This window comes from Methylobrevis albus, assembly GCF_015904235.1.
GTDB classification, from domain to species: domain Bacteria; phylum Pseudomonadota; class Alphaproteobacteria; order Rhizobiales; family Pleomorphomonadaceae; genus Methylobrevis_A; species Methylobrevis_A albus.
Genome location: NZ_JADZLT010000039.1, coordinates 59,607 through 77,270 on the forward strand (window position 1 = coordinate 59,607; position 17,664 = coordinate 77,270).

Annotated in this window: 16 protein-coding genes and 1 tRNA gene; 9 read left to right on the forward strand and 8 right to left on the reverse strand. The window is 70.0% G+C overall.

Features of this window, described 5'->3' with window-relative positions:
- Positions 1–110 precede the first annotated feature (110 nt).
- Entirely contained in the window at positions 111–620 is a 510-nt protein-coding gene (locus I5731_RS02000) for a paraquat-inducible protein A (protein WP_197309684.1), read from the forward strand.
- Here I5731_RS02000 and I5731_RS02005 read toward each other — a convergent pair.
- The 4 genes from I5731_RS02005 to I5731_RS02020 all read right to left on the reverse strand — a co-directional run bounded on the left by I5731_RS02005 (position 583) and on the right by I5731_RS02020 (position 4,150).
- The gene (locus tag I5731_RS02005; RefSeq protein WP_197309685.1) at positions 583–1,215 is read right to left on the reverse strand and encodes a GNAT family N-acetyltransferase; all 633 of its coding nucleotides are present in this window, start codon (positions 1,213–1,215) and stop codon (positions 583–585) included. The genes I5731_RS02000 and I5731_RS02005 overlap by 38 nt on opposite strands.
- Before the next feature lie 71 nt (positions 1,216–1,286).
- Positions 1,287–2,036 (reverse strand): NUDIX hydrolase, encoded by a 750-nt coding sequence (locus I5731_RS02010; RefSeq protein ID WP_197309686.1) that lies wholly within the window; start codon positions 2,034–2,036, stop codon positions 1,287–1,289.
- A gap of 4 nt (positions 2,037–2,040) precedes the next feature.
- Positions 2,041–2,481 (reverse strand): DUF983 domain-containing protein, encoded by a 441-nt coding sequence (locus I5731_RS02015; RefSeq protein ID WP_197309687.1) that lies wholly within the window; start codon positions 2,479–2,481, stop codon positions 2,041–2,043.
- Positions 2,482–2,611: 130 nt separating this feature from the next.
- Positions 2,612–4,150, reverse strand: a complete 1,539-nt coding sequence (locus tag I5731_RS02020) for a L,D-transpeptidase family protein (protein ID WP_197309688.1) — start codon at positions 4,148–4,150, stop codon at positions 2,612–2,614.
- Positions 4,151–4,349: 199 nt separating this feature from the next.
- Here I5731_RS02020 and I5731_RS02025 point away from each other — a divergent pair, with 199 nt between their 5' ends.
- Entirely contained in the window at positions 4,350–6,302 is a 1,953-nt protein-coding gene (locus I5731_RS02025) for a hypothetical protein (protein WP_197309689.1), read from the forward strand.
- 582 nt (positions 6,303–6,884) lie between these two features.
- Positions 6,885–7,208, forward strand: a complete 324-nt coding sequence (locus I5731_RS02030; protein WP_197309690.1) for a hypothetical protein — start codon at positions 6,885–6,887, stop codon at positions 7,206–7,208.
- A 222-nt stretch (positions 7,209–7,430) separates the two neighbouring features.
- Here the strand turns inward: I5731_RS02030 and I5731_RS02035 are convergent.
- Positions 7,431–7,505: transfer RNA gene (locus I5731_RS02035), tRNA-Val, on the reverse strand.
- A 47-nt stretch (positions 7,506–7,552) separates the two neighbouring features.
- Positions 7,553–8,308 (reverse strand): phosphoglycolate phosphatase, encoded by a 756-nt coding sequence (gene gph / locus I5731_RS02040; RefSeq protein ID WP_197309691.1) that lies wholly within the window; start codon positions 8,306–8,308, stop codon positions 7,553–7,555.
- A 154-nt stretch (positions 8,309–8,462) separates the two neighbouring features.
- Between gph and rpiA the strand changes: the two genes are divergently transcribed.
- The 5 genes from rpiA (at position 8,463) to I5731_RS02065 (ending at position 13,244) form a co-directional block, all read left to right on the forward strand.
- Positions 8,463–9,170 carry a ribose-5-phosphate isomerase RpiA gene (gene rpiA / locus I5731_RS02045; RefSeq protein ID WP_197309692.1) on the forward strand — a complete coding sequence of 236 codons (708 nt, stop codon included), beginning with the start codon at positions 8,463–8,465 and terminating at the stop codon, positions 9,168–9,170.
- A 19-nt stretch (positions 9,171–9,189) separates the two neighbouring features.
- The gene (locus tag I5731_RS02050; protein WP_197309693.1) at positions 9,190–9,693 is read left to right on the forward strand and encodes a DUF2059 domain-containing protein; all 504 of its coding nucleotides are present in this window, start codon (positions 9,190–9,192) and stop codon (positions 9,691–9,693) included.
- Positions 9,694–9,768: 75 nt separating this feature from the next.
- Positions 9,769–11,145, forward strand: a complete 1,377-nt coding sequence (gor, locus tag I5731_RS02055) for a glutathione-disulfide reductase (RefSeq protein ID WP_197309694.1) — start codon at positions 9,769–9,771, stop codon at positions 11,143–11,145.
- Positions 11,146–11,251: 106 nt separating this feature from the next.
- Positions 11,252–11,686, forward strand: a complete 435-nt coding sequence (locus tag I5731_RS02060) for a DUF1489 family protein (protein WP_197309721.1) — start codon at positions 11,252–11,254, stop codon at positions 11,684–11,686.
- Positions 11,687–11,858: 172 nt separating this feature from the next.
- The gene (locus I5731_RS02065) at positions 11,859–13,244 is read left to right on the forward strand and encodes a class II 3-deoxy-7-phosphoheptulonate synthase (RefSeq protein ID WP_197309695.1); all 1,386 of its coding nucleotides are present in this window, start codon (positions 11,859–11,861) and stop codon (positions 13,242–13,244) included.
- A 126-nt stretch (positions 13,245–13,370) separates the two neighbouring features.
- Here I5731_RS02065 and I5731_RS02070 read toward each other — a convergent pair whose 3' ends face one another.
- Positions 13,371–15,050 (reverse strand): EAL domain-containing protein, encoded by a 1,680-nt coding sequence (locus I5731_RS02070; RefSeq protein ID WP_197309696.1) that lies wholly within the window; start codon positions 15,048–15,050, stop codon positions 13,371–13,373.
- Positions 15,051–15,162: 112 nt separating this feature from the next.
- Positions 15,163–16,263: a cobalt-precorrin-5B (C(1))-methyltransferase gene (locus I5731_RS02075; protein ID WP_197309697.1), complete on the reverse strand. Its 1,101-nt coding sequence runs from the start codon at positions 16,261–16,263 to the stop codon at positions 15,163–15,165.
- Between the two features lie 215 nt (positions 16,264–16,478).
- On the opposite strand from I5731_RS02075, the gene I5731_RS02080 reads away from it, so the two are divergent.
- Positions 16,479–17,654: a lytic murein transglycosylase gene (locus I5731_RS02080; protein ID WP_197309698.1), complete on the forward strand. Its 1,176-nt coding sequence runs from the start codon at positions 16,479–16,481 to the stop codon at positions 17,652–17,654.
- Positions 17,655–17,664 lie beyond the last annotated feature (10 nt).

Sequence of the window (17,664 nt, forward strand, 5' to 3'; positions counted from 1 at the left end):
CGACGCGGCCGGAAGCCGGCCCGCAAGGGGCCCGCCAAGTGGCGCGGACACTAGTCGAACGGGCCTGAATGTCAAGAATGCTTCGAGATCCGCCGGCGGCGCAAGCGCCGATGAATAGCCTTGCCGCCGGTCTCGTCGCGGCCGGCGATATCCGGCTGAGAACGGCCTTCGTGTTCTGCCTGCTCGGCGCCGCAATGGCGCTGCCGCTCGGGCTGACGCTGCCGCTGCTCTCGGTCGACCGGCTGTTCCTGTTCAGCGAGGAACCCTCCGTGATCGCCGTCATCGGCGGGCTGTGGCGCGGCGGCGATGCGCTGCTCGCCGCCGTCGTCTTCGCGGGCTCGGTGCTGTTTCCGATCGCCAAGCTCGCCGTGCTGCACCTCGCGGCGGCAGGAATCGGCGGCGGCCTGGTGCGGCGGCTCGAGGCGCTCGGGCGCTGGTCGCTGCTCGACGTGCTGCTCGTCGCGCTGATCGTGTTTTCGGCGAAGACCTCCGGCGTCGCCTCGGCCGTGACCCGGCCGGGGCTTTGGTTCTTCGCCGCCGCGGTGCTGCTCGCGGCCGCGGCCGGGGTGCTGGCGGGCCGGATCAGGCGGTCGGCGGCGGCAGGCGCTGATCTCGGATGAGCGGCACCTGCGCCGATGCGGTCTCCGGCAGGCGGCCGGCGAGGCGCGGGTCGTCGAAGATCTCCACGGCGCGCGCATAGGGCCGGAAGCCGGCGCGGATGTAGAACGGCAGCGCCTGCGGCGAATCGAAATGGCAGGTGTGCACGAAGACGCGCCCGACACCCGGGCGCCGCCACGCCGCGGCGAGCCCCTCCTGCATCAGCCAGCGGCCGAGCCCGCCGCCGACCACCTCCGGCACGATGCCGAAATAGCGCAGCTCGGTCTCGTTCTCGCTTCCGACGTCGAGCTCGAGCAGGCCGAGGGCCTCGTCGCCGCGAACCGGAATGTAGATTTCGGTGTCGGCGGCCGTGATCAGCGTCACGAGTTCGGCCTCGTCCGGCACCAGCCGCGAGGTCCACATCCAGTCGGTGCCGATCTGCCGGAACAGGGCGCGGTAGGCGTCGGGATCGGGGTCGGTGACCCGTGCCAGCCGAACGCCGTCCGGCGCCGCGAAGGCCGTTCGCGGCGGCGGCGCGAGCATCTCGAGATAGGTGACGACGGTGGCGAGTTTGCCGGGCGGAACGGCGTGGTAGCCGTCGGCGAGGGGTGGCTGCATGGACCTGGCGGAGCGATGGGGGGAACGAGGGGCGGGCAGGGCAATCTGCCCCGCCGGACCGCCGCCTGCAATCACATCGCTTCGCGCACGAAGCTGCCCTTCACCGGGCGGTAGAACGTCGCCGGTCCCTCGGGCGCCAGCGTCGGGTCGACGACGAGGCGCTGCTTCAGGTCGTTGATGATCGCGCGGGTGATGCGCGGCAACTCGAGCGCATCGGCCTCGTCGAGGGTCGGCCAGACGATGTTCTCGAGTTCGCCGCTGCCGGCGACGCCCTCGGGGCGCACGGCGATCGCGTCGGCGAACACGACGAAGAAGCGGCTGTCGAAGCGGCGGACGCGGCCGGGCGGCGTGATCGCGCGGCCGAGCACGCGCAGCGGCGAAAGATCGGGCGAGACGCCGGCGGCGACGAAGGGATGCCAGTCCGGGGCGCTGTTCGACGGCAGCGAGACGCCGCTGCGGCCGAGCAGGTAGCCGCTTTCCTCGGCGGTCTCGCGGATGGCGCAGAGCGCGAGGGCCCGGGCACGCGCGGCGCTCGGCCTCGGCCGCATGCGGTCCATCAGCCGCGCGACGACGACGGGATCGAGCTCGCCGGCGGCAAAGGCGCGGCCGTCGCCCGGATCGACGCGGCCGCCGGGGAAGACGTAGGCGGCCGGCATGAAGGCGTCCTTGCCCGGCCGGCGGCCCATCAGCACGCGCACGCCGGAGGGCGAACGGTCGAGGACGAGGATCGTCGCCGAATCCTTCGGGCGCAGGTAGCGCGGCTTGCTGCCGTCCGCCCCGACGGTGTTGCCGACCCGACCTTCCAGAACGACCTCGCTCAAGGGCCTACTCCGCGGGTTCCGCCGCACCGTCGGCGCGGCTGCGTGTGTCGAAACCATGCATGTAGCTCGCCCACTGGTAGCCGACGACCATGCCCTTGATCGGGCGCAGGAAGAACAGCGACAGCAGGATGGTGAGCGGAATCCAGACCGCCATCTGCAGCCAGATCGCCGGCGCGTAGTTGCGCTCGACCATCAGGACCAGCGGCACCATGATGTGGCCGACCACGACGATGGTGAAATAGGGCGGGGCGTCGTCGGCGCGCTGGGCGGTGAGGTCCTCACCGCAGGCGTCGCAACTGTCGGCGACGGTGAGATAGCCGCGGAAGAGGCGGCCCTTGCCGCAGGCCGGGCAGCGGCAGGCCATGCCACGTTTCAACGCCGTCCAGACGGAACGCGGCGGCAGCTCGGCCGCGGTCTCCGGGTCGGACGTCATCTCGATGGGCATCGGGCTCTCCTCGCGCCGCCGGCGGACCAACGGCACGGGTCCACCGATACAGCGAGGCGTAGCCCTGCGGAAGCCTTGGCGCCAGAGGCCTTTGGTCGCGCCAGCCATGCGGGCCGGCGCGGAAGCCGGGCTACTGCGGCAGCACGGCGCCCTCGGACAGAGCGGTCGGAGGGGCCTCTTCGGTCGCCACCGTCATGTTGGGGTCGAGGAACTCGACGGTGACGCCGGGCTTCACGAGGTGCACCAGCTCGCGCGCGTCCCAGTTGGTGAGGCGCAGGCAGCCGTGGCTGCTGGTCTTGTCGATGCGGCTCGGCTCGGGCGTGCCGTGGATGCCGTAGGTCGGCTTGTCGAGGCCGATCCAGACGGTGCCGACCGGGTTGTTCGGCCCGGGCGCGAGGCGCAGCGCCTTGGTGTTGTTGCCCTGCACGAAATTGACGTCGGGGCGGTACCAGTACTCGGGATCGGTGGCGACGGCGCGGACGGCGTGGATGCCGGTGGGCGAGGGCAGGCTGGTGCTGCCGATCGTCGCCGGATAGGCGACGACGAGGGCGCCGTCATAGCCGTAGCCGAACACCTGCTTGCGCGCCTTGTCGGCCACGATGTGGGCGACCGGGGTGCGCACGCGCCGGCCGGGGTCGGTGACGGTGATCACCGTGCCGGCGACGAAGAAATCGGCGCCGGGGTTGAGCCAGCGCAGGAAGCCCTCGTCCATGTGAAAGGCTTCGGCGAGGGCCTCGGCCGGATTGCGCCAGCCGAGCGTCGGCAGCTGGGCCAGCTCGGCGTAGTCCTTCGGTATCTCGCCGTAGAACGGCCCGGCGGCGTCGGCCTCGGTGATGACGTAGTCGACGAAGGCCGGCGGGCCGCCGAGGTCCTCGAGCGCCGTCAGCAGCTGCTGGGTGACGAGACCGTCGACGGGCAGGCCGCGGATGGTCTGGAAGGCGGCCACGGCCTTGGCGACGTTGCTGCCGATCAGCCCGTCGATGACGCCGGGCGAGACGCCGGCGCGGTCGAGCAGGACCTGCAGGCGGGCGATGGCCGGGTCGCGCTGGTCGCCGCGCAGGCCCGGCATCAGCCCGGTCTGGTTGGCGCTGGCGGCGAAGCTGCGCGGATCGATGGATTGGGCGGCGACGGGTGCCGGCGCCTGCAGGGGGCCGGGGGCAGGTGCGGCCTCAACCGGCGGCGGCGCGTCGGTCGCCGGCAGGGATTCGGCCGGCGAATAGGTCGCGGTCGACGGCTGTGGTGCGGTCGCCGCGGGAGGGGCGAGCGCGGCGGGCTGTGCCGGCTCCAGCGCAGCCGAGGCGGGCGGGATCGCGCCTGGGAGCACCGCTTCGGTGGCACCCGGCGTCGCATCGAGACCGGGGATGCTTTCGGTCGGCACGACGATGGCCGGACTGGCGGTCGCCTCGCCAACGCCGGCCGGGGCCGGCGGCGAGACCGTGACGCGCGGCCGCGGCGGCGTGTGGCGGTCGATCGCGCCGGTGACGATGTCGTCGAAGGCCTGCGGCGACGCCTGCACGGCGGTCGGCGCCGGCTGGGGCAACGCGCCGCTGCGCGGCCGCGGCAGGGCGAACTCCTGCGCCGCCGCGAGATCGCAGAGCAGGACGAGGCCGATCGCCGTCCGGGTCAGGATCGCCGACCCCGCCGGGGGCCGAAGGGTCCGCAATGCCATGCCATCGCTCCAGAAGCCGCCGCTGCCCGAATTCGGCTGCGGCGCGAAGACCAATCATCGGTATTACTAGGGCGTTAGGGTTAAGGGATCGTTGGCGACGCGAACGGGCGGCTAGCCGGGCGCCGGCGGCGCCGTTGCGGAGATTTCGGCCGGCTGGTAAGGAAAGGGCGCTGCGTTTCAGGCAAATCTTGGATTTTTCATGCTTTTTTCGACGGATAAGCTCGGCGTCGTCCGCAGGATCCGCTTTGCGGCGCTGGAAAAGAAGCGGCTGCAGTTGCTCGCCGCGCACGACAGCCGCGCCCCGAAGGACGACGAGCTGTTCGGCTTCGTCACCGCCTACCGCGACCTGCTCGAGGTGACCTCTCCCCCCGCGACGCGGGTGAAGTTCGGCCTGTTCGAGCTCTACGAGGCGCTCGGCGATCCGATCGCCGCGCTGACACTCGCCGCCGAGATCGCCGAGACGGGCTCCGCCTCCAACATCCGCCGCGCCGCGAGTTATGCGAGCCGGGTGGTGACGCGCCTCGGCAAGAAGGAACACACCCGCCGCTACAAGGGCGACAAGGCCGCGAAGACCGAGGTGCTGCTGCTGTGCGACCGCATCGTCGCCAGGGCGCCGGACGGGTTCGAGAAGCAGCGGCTGGAGCTCTTCCTGCAGATCAGCCGCAAGCAGTTCCTGCGCGCGGTGGAGACCGCCGGCGCGCTCGGCCGGATGAAGAAGTCCGGCGTCACCGATTTCATCCGCCTCGTCGACCAGCTCGTCGAGCGCACCGACCTCGACCGCCTGCTGCCGACGATCGCGCGCGAGCTCACCGCGACGCGTCCGGCGATCGAGGCGGCGGGCAAGCGCAACTTCCTGCTCGGCCTGCGCACCCGCTTTCGCGACGAGCCGGACGTGCTCGCCGCGCTCGACCTCGCGCCGCTCGACGCCGGGTCGGTGGCGGCCGAACTCGCCGCGCTGGAGCGCGGCGCGATCGAGACGTTCATCAGCCGGCGCGAGATCCTGATCGGCGGTGGCGACAGCGCCGAGGCGATCAAGATGGCGGGCCTCGTCGAATACCGCCGCCGCCTCGGCGGCGTGACGATCGGCGCGGCGCAGCCCGAGCAGAAGTATCTCGTGCTGATGTCCAACGCGCTGAAGTTCTGGGATGACGCCGGCTTTCGCACCGAGGTGCTCGCCGACATCGAGCGGCTGATCGGCCGCCGCCGCGACGAGAACGCCAGCATGACGCTGGGCTCGGTCCATCTGCTGCGCGGCGATTTCGACAAGGCGGAGAAGCTGTTCGAGGACGTCGCCCGCCGCAGCAAGGTGATCGCGAAGTCCGGTGCGTCGAGCTTCGTCGCCGACATGGACCGCTATCAGGTCAGCGACGCGCTGGGCGCGGTCGACGTTGATTTCGGATCGACGGCGAAGGCCGAGGCGGCGTTCGTCGCCTGCGCCGACGTGCGCTATTTCCGCCGCTACGGCCCGTCCTACCTCGCGTCGCTGCGCGAGACCGGCTCGCGCACCCGCGCCCACCTCCACGTCGCCGGCGCGCCGGACGAGGCCTGGGCGGCGATCCGCGACATCGGCGCGGGGGCGGACAACGTCTCGTTCTCGGTGGAGACGCCGCCGCTGGCGCTGCCGGCCTATTATGCCAGCATGCGGTTCCTGCGCGCCCCGGTGCTGCTCGACCATGTCGCCGACCGCGTCGTGCTCACCGACATCGACGTGCACTTCCGTTCCAACCCGGACGGTTTCGCCGCCAATCCGGCCTTCGCTGCCGCCGACATCGGCCTGCGGATGTACGACAAGATTCGCGTCGTGCGGGAAGCGAGCGCGGCGCGGCGCACCGTCTGCCGCTATCCGCGCACCTATGGCTGGAACCAGATCAACGCCGCCTGCGTGGTGCTGATCGGCTCCGAGCGCGGCCGCCATGCGGCGACGATGGCCTCCCGCGACATGGCGCAACACCTGCAGCGCGTCGTCGATCGCGGCATCAATGCGTGGTGGGTCGACCAGAACGCGCTGTTCTACACCTATCGCCGGCTGGCGGCGGACGGCGTGACACGATTTGCCAACATCGAGGATCTCGGCATGCCGTACGGGTCGTTCGACTATTCGGACGCCTATGTCCTCGGCGGCCAGAGCCCGCTGTTCACGCACCAGGGCTGAGCGCCCGGCCCGGCAGGTTGAGCCTGCTTCCTCGCGCACGACGCGACGCAACGCCGCCGGATCAACAAAGGCGGCGCGACGATTCTCCAAGATCGCGACCCACTCCGTCGAACCGGCTCTAAAACGCCCGAAACCGGCGCTCAGCATCAGCCTGGAATAGGGCCATCGTTGCTCCCGAAGAGGCCAAGGCAGTTTTCAGGCTTGCCGCATCGACATTCCGGTTGAAAATGGAGCCGACCCGCGCCGCCATCAGAGAAGACGCGCGATTTCGGCGAATTGACCGAGTGTCATGGCGCGCTCAATCGTAAGTCTCACGGCGTTTCTGGTTTCAACTGGATGGTACTTCGATGGTTTCGGCGTGTCGATGCTGCGGCGCACCCTGATGCGAAGTAGTCGGGACGCAAATTCCACCGGTCTCCGGTCTGGTGCCGGGTCGCCGTCTTGCCGTGACGCGCAAGCCGCGCGCAACGCCTCCATCGACCTTCATTTTACCTTGAAAAAAACGGAGCACTGAACAAAACCGGCATTGCGCTGCTTCCAGACTCGTGCTGATTTATTGCGGTTGATGTAGGAGAATTTATTATGAAGCTTCAAACCATTGTTCTGGTCAGTACACTTGCTCTCGCGGGCTGCAATACTTCCGACGCCTCAAAGCAAGGCGAGCGCCCTGCTACCAAGGCGGAGATCGAAAAGATCGCGGTCGGGCGAACGGTAAGCAATGCGATGTTCTATGGGGCGGACGGAAGTTACAACTACAAGGGCGGTAGTCCCGGAAAATACCGCATTTCTGAAGGCTCGATCTGTGTCAACTTCGATGACGGTAAATCCCGCTGCGACAAGATCGTGACAGACGGCAGTGGATATTTTCTGATCAATAGCCGTGGCCAGCGCTTCCCCTTCGGCTGATCGCCGGTCGGCTGACGTCCATTGTACGTCAGCCGACTTCTCCAGCTTTGCCGAAGCTGTTTCATCCTGAGAACTTCAGGAACGACCCGTGTTGGCCTCGAACCGGCCGGTGACGGGTGCGACTGCTTTTCGGGTTTAATCGACAGTTGGTGCGCGGTGTACATCGACCGCGCTCCCAAAGAAAAAGGGCCCAGCGGCGATCCGCTAAGCCCTTGTTTCGAATGGTGGGCGCGACAGGGATTGAACCTGTGACCCTTCGCGTGTGAAGCGAATGCTCTCCCGCTGAGCTACGCGCCCGACCTGTTCGTTCGGTGCGGCGATATAAGTGAGCGCCGCCGGGCAAGTCAAGCGCCGATCGGGGCTGTTTCGTCTGTCGCCCCGAGGCGGGCGGCAAGCGCCGGCGGGGCGATCTCCAGCAGGGCCGGCCAGAGGTCGGCGAAGTCGTCGATCACGGCATCGGGGCCGAGGTCGCGCACGGGCGTCGGCGTATAGCCGAAGGTGACGCCGACGACGGGGATGCCCGCGGCGCGGGCCGCGTCGATGTCGGCCGCCGAATCTCCCACCATCACGGCCGCCGCCGGATCGCCGCCGGCGGCCGCGATGGTCAGCAGGATATGGCCGGGCTCGGGCTTCCTGACGTCGAAGCTGTCGCCGCCGCAGACCGCGGCGAAGCGGTCGGTCCAGCCGATCGCGGCGAACAGGGCCTCGGCGAGACCGACGCGCTTGTTGGTGCAGACGGCGAGGACGATGCCGGCGGCGGCGAGCCGGTCGAGAGCCGCCTCGACATTCGGAAACGGCACCGTGCGGTCGGCGACGTTGTCCATGTAGAGCTCGACGAAGCGGAGCGTGAGGCGGTCGAGCCGCTCCTCGTCGTGGGGCACCTCGGCTGCGGCGAGGGCGGCGGCGACCATGGCGCGGCCGCCGCGGCCGACCGTCACCCGGTGCGGGTCGACCTCGATCGGCGGCAACCCTTCCTCGGCCATCACGCGGTTGACGGCGCCGATCAGGTCGTGCGCGGTGTCGAGCAGCGTGCCGTCGAGGTCGAACACGACGACGGGGGCGCCGGTGGCGGGTGCGGTTTCGGGATCGATCCGGTTCATCAGCGTTCGATAGCCGCCGCCCGGCATCGCCGCAAGCCGCGATCGGGCTCGCGGTGCTTGACCGCGCGGGGCGGCGTGCTAATCACGCCGCTTGTCCCGTGGTCCCGGCGATGACGGGCCGGACCGTTTCGTGACAGGCAGGGAGACGACGCGCATGACCACGGCGGACGCGCTGAAGCGCGAGGCGGCGGCTGCGGCGCTGGAGATGGTCGCGAACGGCATGCGGCTCGGTCTCGGCACCGGATCGACGGCATCCTGGTTCGTGCGGCTGCTCGCCGAGCGGGTCGCGGCCGGGCTCGAAGTCGTCGGCGTGCCGACGTCCGAGGCGACGGCGGCGCTGGCGCGCGAACTCGGCGTGCCGCTGACGACGCTCGACGACGTCGACGGGCTCGACCTCACGGTCGACGGCGCCGACGAGTTCGACGGCGAACTCAACCTCGTCAAGGGTGGCGGCGGAGCCTTGCTGCGCGAGAAGATCGTCGCGGCCGACAGCGCGCGGATGGTGGTGATCACCGACGAGAGCAAGCGCGTCGAATGGCTCGGCGCCTTTCCGCTGCCGATCGAAGTGGTGACCTTCGGGACGGGTGCGACGCTCCGGGCGATCCGCGCCGCGGCGGCGGGGCTGGACCTCTCGGGCTCGCTGGCGTTCCGGATGGACAGCAATGGCAACCGCCGCGTCACCGACCAGGGCAACTGGATCGTCGATGCATCATTTCGCCAGATTTCAGCCCCAAAAGCCCTCGCATCGGCGCTTTCCGCCATCCCTGGCGTCGTCGAGCACGGCCTTTTCATCGATCTCGCCTCCACCGTCATTATCGCCGGGCGGACCGGCGTCGAACGGATCGACCGCCCGAGCCTTTGAATTCATCCGGAGATTTCTGATGATCCGTAGCCGATACTTCCTTGGCCCCGTCGCCGGCCTGCTGCTCGCGGCGGCGTTCGCCCTGCCGGTGCAGGCGCAGGAGTTCACGCCCTCGCACATCGCCGCCGCGCGGAACGCGATCGACGCGGCACACGCCTCCGAACAGTTCGACCGGATCCTGCCGGTGCTCGCCGACCAGGCGAAGGCGCTGTTCCAGCGCTCGAACCCGTCGGCGGTGTCGGACATCGACGCGGTGGTGAACGAGGTGGCGCTGAAGCTCGCCAGCCGCCGCCCCGAACTCGACCGCCAGCTCGAGCGGCTCTGGGCGGCCCGGCTGACGGAAGAAGAACTCAACGGCATCACCGCGTTCTACACCTCGCCGGTCGGCCAGAAGTTCGGCCAGCTGATGCCGGCGATCGTGCAGGACAGCGTGCGCGCCGCCACGACCTGGCGCGAGGCGCTCTCGACCGAGATCGTCACGCTCTCCCGCGAAGAACTGCTGAAGCGCGGCCACACCTTCTGAGGCCGCACGGCGAGCGCGCCAGCCGCCGGATGGCTTGCGCCCGTCAGATCCGAACCGGCACGGGGGCGCCGGGGCATGACCACGTACGACTATGATCTCTTCGTCATCGGCGGCGGCTCGGGCGGTGTCCGGGCCGCGCGGATCGCGGCGGGCTATGGCGCGCGCGTCGCGGTCGCCGAGGAATACCGCGTCGGCGGCACCTGCGTGATTCGCGGCTGCGTGCCGAAGAAGCTGCTCGTCTACGCCGCCCGCTTCACCGACGCCTTCGAGGACGCCGCCGGCTTCGGCTGGACGGTGCCGGCACCGTCGTTCGACTGGGCGAGCCTGATCGCCGCGAAGGACCGCGAGATCGACCGCCTCGAGGGCGCCTACCGCGGCAACCTCGGGCGGGCCGGCGTGGAGATCATCCCGTCGCGGGCCGAGTTCGTCGACGCGCACACGATCCGGCTGCTCGCCGGCGACCGCACCGTGACGGCCGAGCGGGTGCTGATCGCGACCGGAGCGCGGCCCTATGTGCCGACGTTCCCGGGCGCCGAGCACGTCATCACCTCGAACGAGGTCTTCGACCTCAAGGCGTTGCCGAAGCGCGTCGTCATCATCGGCGGCGGCTACATCGCCGTCGAGTTCGCCGGCATCTTCGCCGGGCTCGGCTCCGAGACGACGCTGCTCTACCGTGGCGCGCAGATCCTGCGCGGCTTCGACGCCGAACTCGCCGCGGCGCTCACCGACGAGATGGGCGCGCGCGGCGTGCGCATCCATACCCACGCCGACGTGCAGGCGGTGCAGCGGGAGGCGGACGGCCTGGTGGTCGTCACCACCAGCGGCGAGCGAATCGGCGCCGACGTGGTGCTGGCCGCGACCGGCCGCATTCCGAATACCGACGACCTCGGTCTCGAGGCGGCCGGTGTCGCCGTGGACGGGGTCGGGGCGGTGATCGTCGACGCGCATTCGCAGAGCACGGTCGAAACGATCCACGCCGTCGGCGACGTCACCAACCGCGTCAACCTGACCCCGGTCGCGATCCGCGAGGGCCATGCCTTCGCCGACACGGTGTTCGGCAAGCGCGACGTAATCGTCGACCACCGGCTGATCCCGACGGCGGTGTTCTCGACCCCCGAGCTCGGCACGATCGGCCTGACCCAGGAGCAGGCGGTGGCGGCCCACGCGGCCGTCGATGTCTACCGCGCGAAGTTCCGCCCGATGCGCAACACGCTGGCCGGCCGCGACGAGCGGGTGCTGATGAAGATCCTTGTCGATGCGGAGACCGACCTTGTGCTCGGCGTGCATGTGCTCGGGCCGGAGGCCGGCGAGATGATCCAGCTCATCGGCATCGCCGTCGGCATGGGCGCGACCAAGGCGGACTTCGACCGCACGATGGCGGTGCATCCGACCGCGGCGGAAGAACTCGTCACCATGCGCACGCCGAGCGAGCGGCTGCGCCGCGAGGCCTGAAACGCGGGCTGTCGCCGCGCCTCGACCGTCTCTGGGGCGACGGCCCTGTGGACGGCGGCGCGTGACCCCTTTGACGGCGGCGCCGATCCGCGCCATCTGGTCCGCGATGACGTTGCATCTGATCAAGCTCTGTGTCGGCGCCGACTCGGTCGAGGACCTCCAGGCCTGGGTCGACGAGCGCATGGCGGTGCGCCGGCGCACCGGCCGGCCGGAAGAGCAGATCCACACCACCCGCATGATGCCGAAGCGCGCCGCCGAGATCCTCGACGGCGGGTCGCTCTACTGGGTGATCAAGGGCGGCGTGCAGGTGCGCCAGCGCCTGCTCGACATCCGCCCCGTCACCGGCGACGACGGCATCTCGCGCTGCGACCTGGTGCTGGAGCCGGTCCTGACGCTGACCGCCATCCAGCCGAAGCGCCCGTTCCAGGGCTGGCGCTACTACGAGCCGAAGGACGCGCCGCGGGACCTCGAGCTGCGCGGCGACGGCGAGGAGATGCCGCCGGAGATGCGCAAGGCGCTCGGCGATCTCGGGCTGCTCTGATCTCGCAAGCCGGATCCCCGTTCCCCATCTGAGGCTTGCCGCGTGCAAACCTACCGCGCCGCAAGGTGGTCAAGCCGCCGTGCGATGTGTATAAGCGCCTTCTTCGCGGAAACTGGAGCCACAAGGCCCACCGGACAGCATCGCCGCGCCGGATGACAGCGAGACCAACACGATGACCACCGCCTGGAAGCCCGACACCTGGAGATCGAAGCCGATCCAGCAGGTTCCCGACTACCCCGACCTCGCCGAACTCGCGGCCGTCGAGGGCCGCCTCGCGAGCTATCCGCCGCTGGTGTTTGCCGGCGAGGCGCGCAAGCTCAAGAAGCAGCTCGCGGATGTCGCGGCGGGCCGGGCGTTTCTGCTCCAGGGCGGTGACTGTGCGGAGGCGTTTGCCGAGCACCACGCCGACAACATCCGCGATTTCTTCCGCGTCTTCCTGCAGATGGCGGTCGTGCTGACCTATGCGGCAGCGCAGCCGGTGGTGAAGGTCGGCCGCATCGCGGGCCAGTTCGCCAAGCCGCGCTCGTCGAACATCGAGCGCCAGGGCGAGATCGAGCTGCCGTCGTATCGCGGCGACATCATCAACGGCATCGAGTTCACGCCCGAGGCCCGCATCCCCGATCCGCGCCGCCAGGAAGACGCGTATCGCCAGTCGGCGGCGACGCTGAACCTGCTTCGCGCCTTCGCGCAGGGCGGCTACGCCAACCTCGACAACGTGCACCAGTGGATGCTCGGCTTCGTCAAGGACAGCCCGCAGAGCCACCGCTACCAGGAGCTCGCCGACCGGATCACCCACTCGCTCGCCTTCATGCGTGCCTGTGGCATCGATCCGGAGAAGGCGCCGGAGCTGCGCTCGACGGACATCTACACCAGCCACGAGGCGCTGCTGCTCGGCTTCGAGCAGGCGATGACGCGCGTCGATTCGACGAGCGGCGACTGGTACGCGACGTCGGGCCACATGATCTGGATCGGCGACCGCACCCGCCAGGCCGACCATGCCCACATCGAGTACTGCCGCGGCATCAAGAACCCGATCGGCCTGAAGTGCGGCCCGACGCTGGCGCCGGACGACCTGCTCCGCCTGATCGACATCCTCAACCCGGTCAACGAGCCGGGCCGGCTGACGCTGATCGGCCGCTTCGGCGCCGACAAGGTCTACGACCACATGCCCGCTCTGGTCCGGGCGGTGAAGCGCGAGGGCCGCGAGGTGGTTTGGTCGTGCGATCCGATGCACGGCAACACGGTGACGATGGGCGGCTACAAGACGCGGCCGTTCGACCGCATCCTGCGCGAGGTCGAGGCGTTCTTCGCGGTGCACCGCGCCGAGGGCACCCATGCCGGTGGCATCCACATCGAGATGACGGGCAAGAACGTCACCGAATGCACCGGCGGCGCCAAGGCGATCACCGCGGACGACCTGCACGACCGCTACCACACGCACTGCGACCCGCGGCTCAATGCCGACCAGGCGATCGAACTCGCGTTCCTCGTCGCGGAAAACCTGAACCGCGAGCGGATCGCGACACCGGCGCGCCAGCCGGTCGCCATCTCGGCCTGAGTCCGGGCTCGGGACGCAGCGATACGAACCAAAACGCCCTGCCGGTCACCGGCAGGGCGTTTTTCGTTGCAGGGATGGTGCAGCCGCGACGCCGGCCTTCTTCGGGGCGCGGCTGCGGGCGACCGATCAGCTGGCGACCGCCGTGCGGCTGCTCTCCGGCCGTGCCGTCGCCGGGACGGCCGCGGGGCCGCGTCGCAGGCGGGCTTCGCCGGCCACAGACGCGTCGCTGCGGGCGGCCTCGTCGATCACCGGGCCGGCGGCGCGCTCCATCAGGGCGATGAACTCGGATTTCGGGACCGGGCGCCCGAACAGGTAGCCTTGCGCCTTCTGCACGCCGCGCTCACGCAGGTAGAGCAGCTGGTCGTAGGTCTCGACGCCCTCGGCGACGACGTCCATGCCGAGCCGGTGCGCGATCGAGACGAGCGATTCGACGAAGGGCGAGCCGGAGCCGTCCTTGGCGATGACGTCGATGAAGAACTTGTCGATCTTGATGGTGTCGACGCCGAGCTGCTGCAGGTGGGCGAGGCCGCTGTGGCCGGTGCCGACGTCGTCGAGCGCCACCTTGACGCCGATCGACTGCAGCCGGCGGATGACGATGCGGGCGCGTTCGACGTTCTTCAGCGGCCGCCGCTCGGTGACCTCGACCGAGACGTGGTGCAGCGGGATGGCGAGGCGGTCGAAGATCGTCTCGATCGTGGTGACGATCTTGAACGAGTCGAAGTGGCTGTCGACGAGGTTGAAGGCGAGGCGGAACTCCGGGTTCGCGGCGCAGACGTCGCGCAGCTCCTCCGCCGCGCGGCGCATGATCTGGTCGGTCATCGGCAGGATCAGGCCGGTCGCCTCGGCCTTGTCGATGAACTCGGAGGGGGGAATCAGCACGCCGTCGGGCCGGCGCCAGCGCATCAGCACCTCGCAGCCCGCGATGCGCCCGGTGCGGATGTCGACGATCGGCTGGTAGTGCGGCTCGAACGCGCCGGATTTCAGCGCGCGCCGGATGCGCACGTCGAGGCTGGCGAAGCGCCGCTGGAACAGCGAGGCGCCGACCATCGCGAGCACGGCGCAGAGCACGCTGCCGAGGGCGGCGACGATCTGCAGATTGCGATAGCTCGCCCAGGTCACCGCGAAGGGCGACATCACCGTCACGCAGAAGCCGTAGGGCGACGAGCAGGCGCTGGAGCTGATCGCATCATCGACGGGCGAGACGGCGCGGCTGTCGCCGCTGGCGGGCGAGGGGATGGTCGCGATCAGCGTGTCGTCGGTAAAGCGCAGCTCGGCGACGGTGTGGTCGCGGCTGACGCGCGGCAGGATGTCGACGGCGACGGCCTGCGGCGTCAGCAGGACGCCGAGCAGCGCGCCGTTATGGGTCTCGCGCCGGACCAGCAGCGTGCGGTCGGCGAGATTGGAAGCCTCGACCACGACGATGGAGATGTCCTCGGCCACCGTCACCGGATTGGTGATGCCGAAGTTCTCCTGTCGGCCGTAGTGCGAGCAGGCGAAGGAATCGGTGCCGTCGAGGACGCCGATGCTGCGGATCGTATAGTTGCGAAACAGCTCGTTCCGCATCGCGGCGAGGCCGAAGGCGTTGCAGTCGGACAATCCCGCGGCGGAGAGCCTCGCGGTGACGTCGATCGCGTTGGCGATCGCGGTTTCCGCCCGGTTGACCATCTCGGCGGCAATGGTCGCGTTCTCGGCTTCGGCGCGGCTGCGCGCGTCGAACATCAGCAGTCCGTGGCCGAGCAGGGCGGGCGCGATGGCTCCGATGCTGGCGACGGCGATGACGAGCAGCGGTTGAAGCCTGGTGAACAAAAATCCTCTCCTGCAGCAGGGAGATGATATGTCCTGCGAGGGTGAACGACCGCCTAATCATCGGGTATTATATTGGTGAATTGACCCCCCAAGATTTCAGGAGGGTAAGCCGTCAGTCCGTGCGCGCGAGGAGCTGTCCGGACCTGTCGAACACGGCGACATCGAGGTGGCAGTCGGGACGGCCGAGTGCCGCGGAAGCCCGCTTTTCTGCGGTTCTCGCCACGATAGCCGCAATGGAGATCCCGGCGGTCTCGGCGAGACCCAGCACTTCGAGGGCGCTGTTGGCGCGCCGGCTGCGGATCACCACGTCCGGGGCCGCACCGGCCTCGGCGAGACGATCGGCGAGCCAGTCGAGGTCGACCCCGCCCCGGGCCGAATGCAGGTCGAGCAACCCTTGCGCGAGCTTGGTCATCTTGGCGAAGCCGCCGGCGATGGTGACGCGCGGCACCGGATGGCGGTTGAGGTACTTCAGCATGCCGCCGACGAAGTCGCCCATCTCGATCAGCGCGGTCTCGGGCAGCCGGTCGAGGGCGCCGATGGCGGCTTCGGAGGTCGAGCCGGTGGAGCCGGCGATGTGATCGATGCCCATCGCCCGGGCGACGTCGATGCCGCGGTGGATCGAGTGGATCCAGGCGGCGCAGGAGAACGGGATCACGATGCCGGTCGTGCCGAGGATCGAGAGGCCGCCGACGATGCCGAGCCGGCCGTTCAGCGTCCGCTCGGCGAGCTTCGCGCCGTTCTCGATGCCGATCTCGACGACGAGGTCGACGGCGACACCGGGGAACGCCTCGGCGATCGCCGCGCGCATCATCTGGCGCGGCACCGGGTTGATCGCCGGCTCGCCGGGCGGGATCGGCAGGCCGGGCCGGGTCACCATGCCGACGCCGGGCCCCGCCGCGAAGACGATGCCGCTGCCGGGGGGCGCCGGGCGCAGCCGGGCGACGACGAGGGCGCCGTGAGTGACGTCGGGATCGTCACCGGCGTCCTTGATCACGGCCGCTTCGACGCCGTCGTCGCGCAGGTCGCAGCGGGCGATGGCGAACATCGGCGTCTGGCCGCCGGGGAGGGTGATCACCACCTCGGCCGGTGCCGGCCGTCCCGCCAGCACCTCGCAGGCCGCCCGCGTCGCCGCCGTGGCGCAGGCGCCCGTGGTCCAGCCGCGACGCAGCGCCGGGCGGCCATCGTCCTCGGGGACAGGTGATTCGTCGCTCACGGTCTCGCAGTCCGTCCGCTCGCCCGATGCCCTGGCGGACGCCGGGCCGGCGCCCGCGTCGCCGCCGCATCACCCTCGTCGATAAGGGGGAACGTCCGGGGAGGCAATCGTGCCATTTGCGGCAGGATGCCGTTCCGGTTTGAACTCGGCGTCCCGATCCGCGACACTCACAGGCAAATCGGCCATCCGCACGTGCCGAACCCCGAGGAGACCCCATGCGTATCGCCTTTGCCGCCCTGTCCGTGCTGCTCGTCGGCGCGTCCCCCGCCGCGGCGGACTTCGCCGGCTGCCTGCGGACCCTTGAGGACACCGTGGTCCGGGCGGGGGTGAGCAAGACGACGGCGGCGGCCGCGCTGCGCGGGGCGCAGCGCGACGAGAAGGTCTTGCGCCTCGCCGGGTCGCAGCCGGAGTTCAAGACGCCGATCTGGGATTACATCGGCTTCCTCGTCGACGAGCAGCGCGTCGAGGACGGCCGGGCGATGATGGCGCGCTACGACCGGGTGCTGCGCGCGGCGGAGCGCCAGTTCGGTGTCGATCGTCATGTGATCGCGGCGGTCTGGGGCGTCGAATCCAACTACGGCCGCGACGCCGGCGACAACTTCCTGCCGCATGCGCTCGCGACGCTCACCTGTGCCGCCGGTCGGCGCACCGAGTTCTGGCGCACCGAGCTGATCGCCGCGCTGCGTCTCGTCGACCGCGGCGATCTCGCGCTCGACAAGCTTTATGGCTCCTGGGCCGGCGCCTTTGGGCAGACGCAGTTCATCCCGTCCACCTACCAGCGCCTCGCGGTCGATTTCGATGGCGACGGCCGGCGCGACCTCGTCGGCTCGGTCGCCGACGCGCTGGGCTCGACCGCGAACTATCTGAAGCGGGCGGGCTGGCGCGCCGGGTCGCCGTGGATGATCGAGGTGCGCGCACCGGTGCGCTACAGCGGGCCGAGCGGCCGGCGCAAGCGTGCGTCGATCGACAGCTGGTCGAAGCGCGGCGTCGTCCGCGCCGACGGCTCGGCGCTGACGGGCCGCGGCGAGGCCGGGCTGCTGCTGCCCGCCGGGCCGACCGGGCCGGGTTTCCTCGTCTTCTCGAACTTCGACGCGATCTACGCCTACAATCAGGCGGAATCCTACGCCCTCGCGATCTCGCATCTCGCCGACCGCCTCGCGGGTTACCCGACGCTGCGGACGCCGTGGCCGACGGACGACCCGCCGCTGTCGCGGGCGCAGCGGCTGCAGCTGCAGCACCTGCTGATCGCCAAGGGCTACGACATCGGCGAGCCGGACGGCAAGATCGGGCCGCTGTCGCGGGCGGCGATCGCCGACGCCGAGAAGCGGGCCGGCATGCCGGCGACCGGCCGTCCTGGCGGCAAGATCTACCGCGCGCTCGGCGGGCGCTGACGGGCGCCGG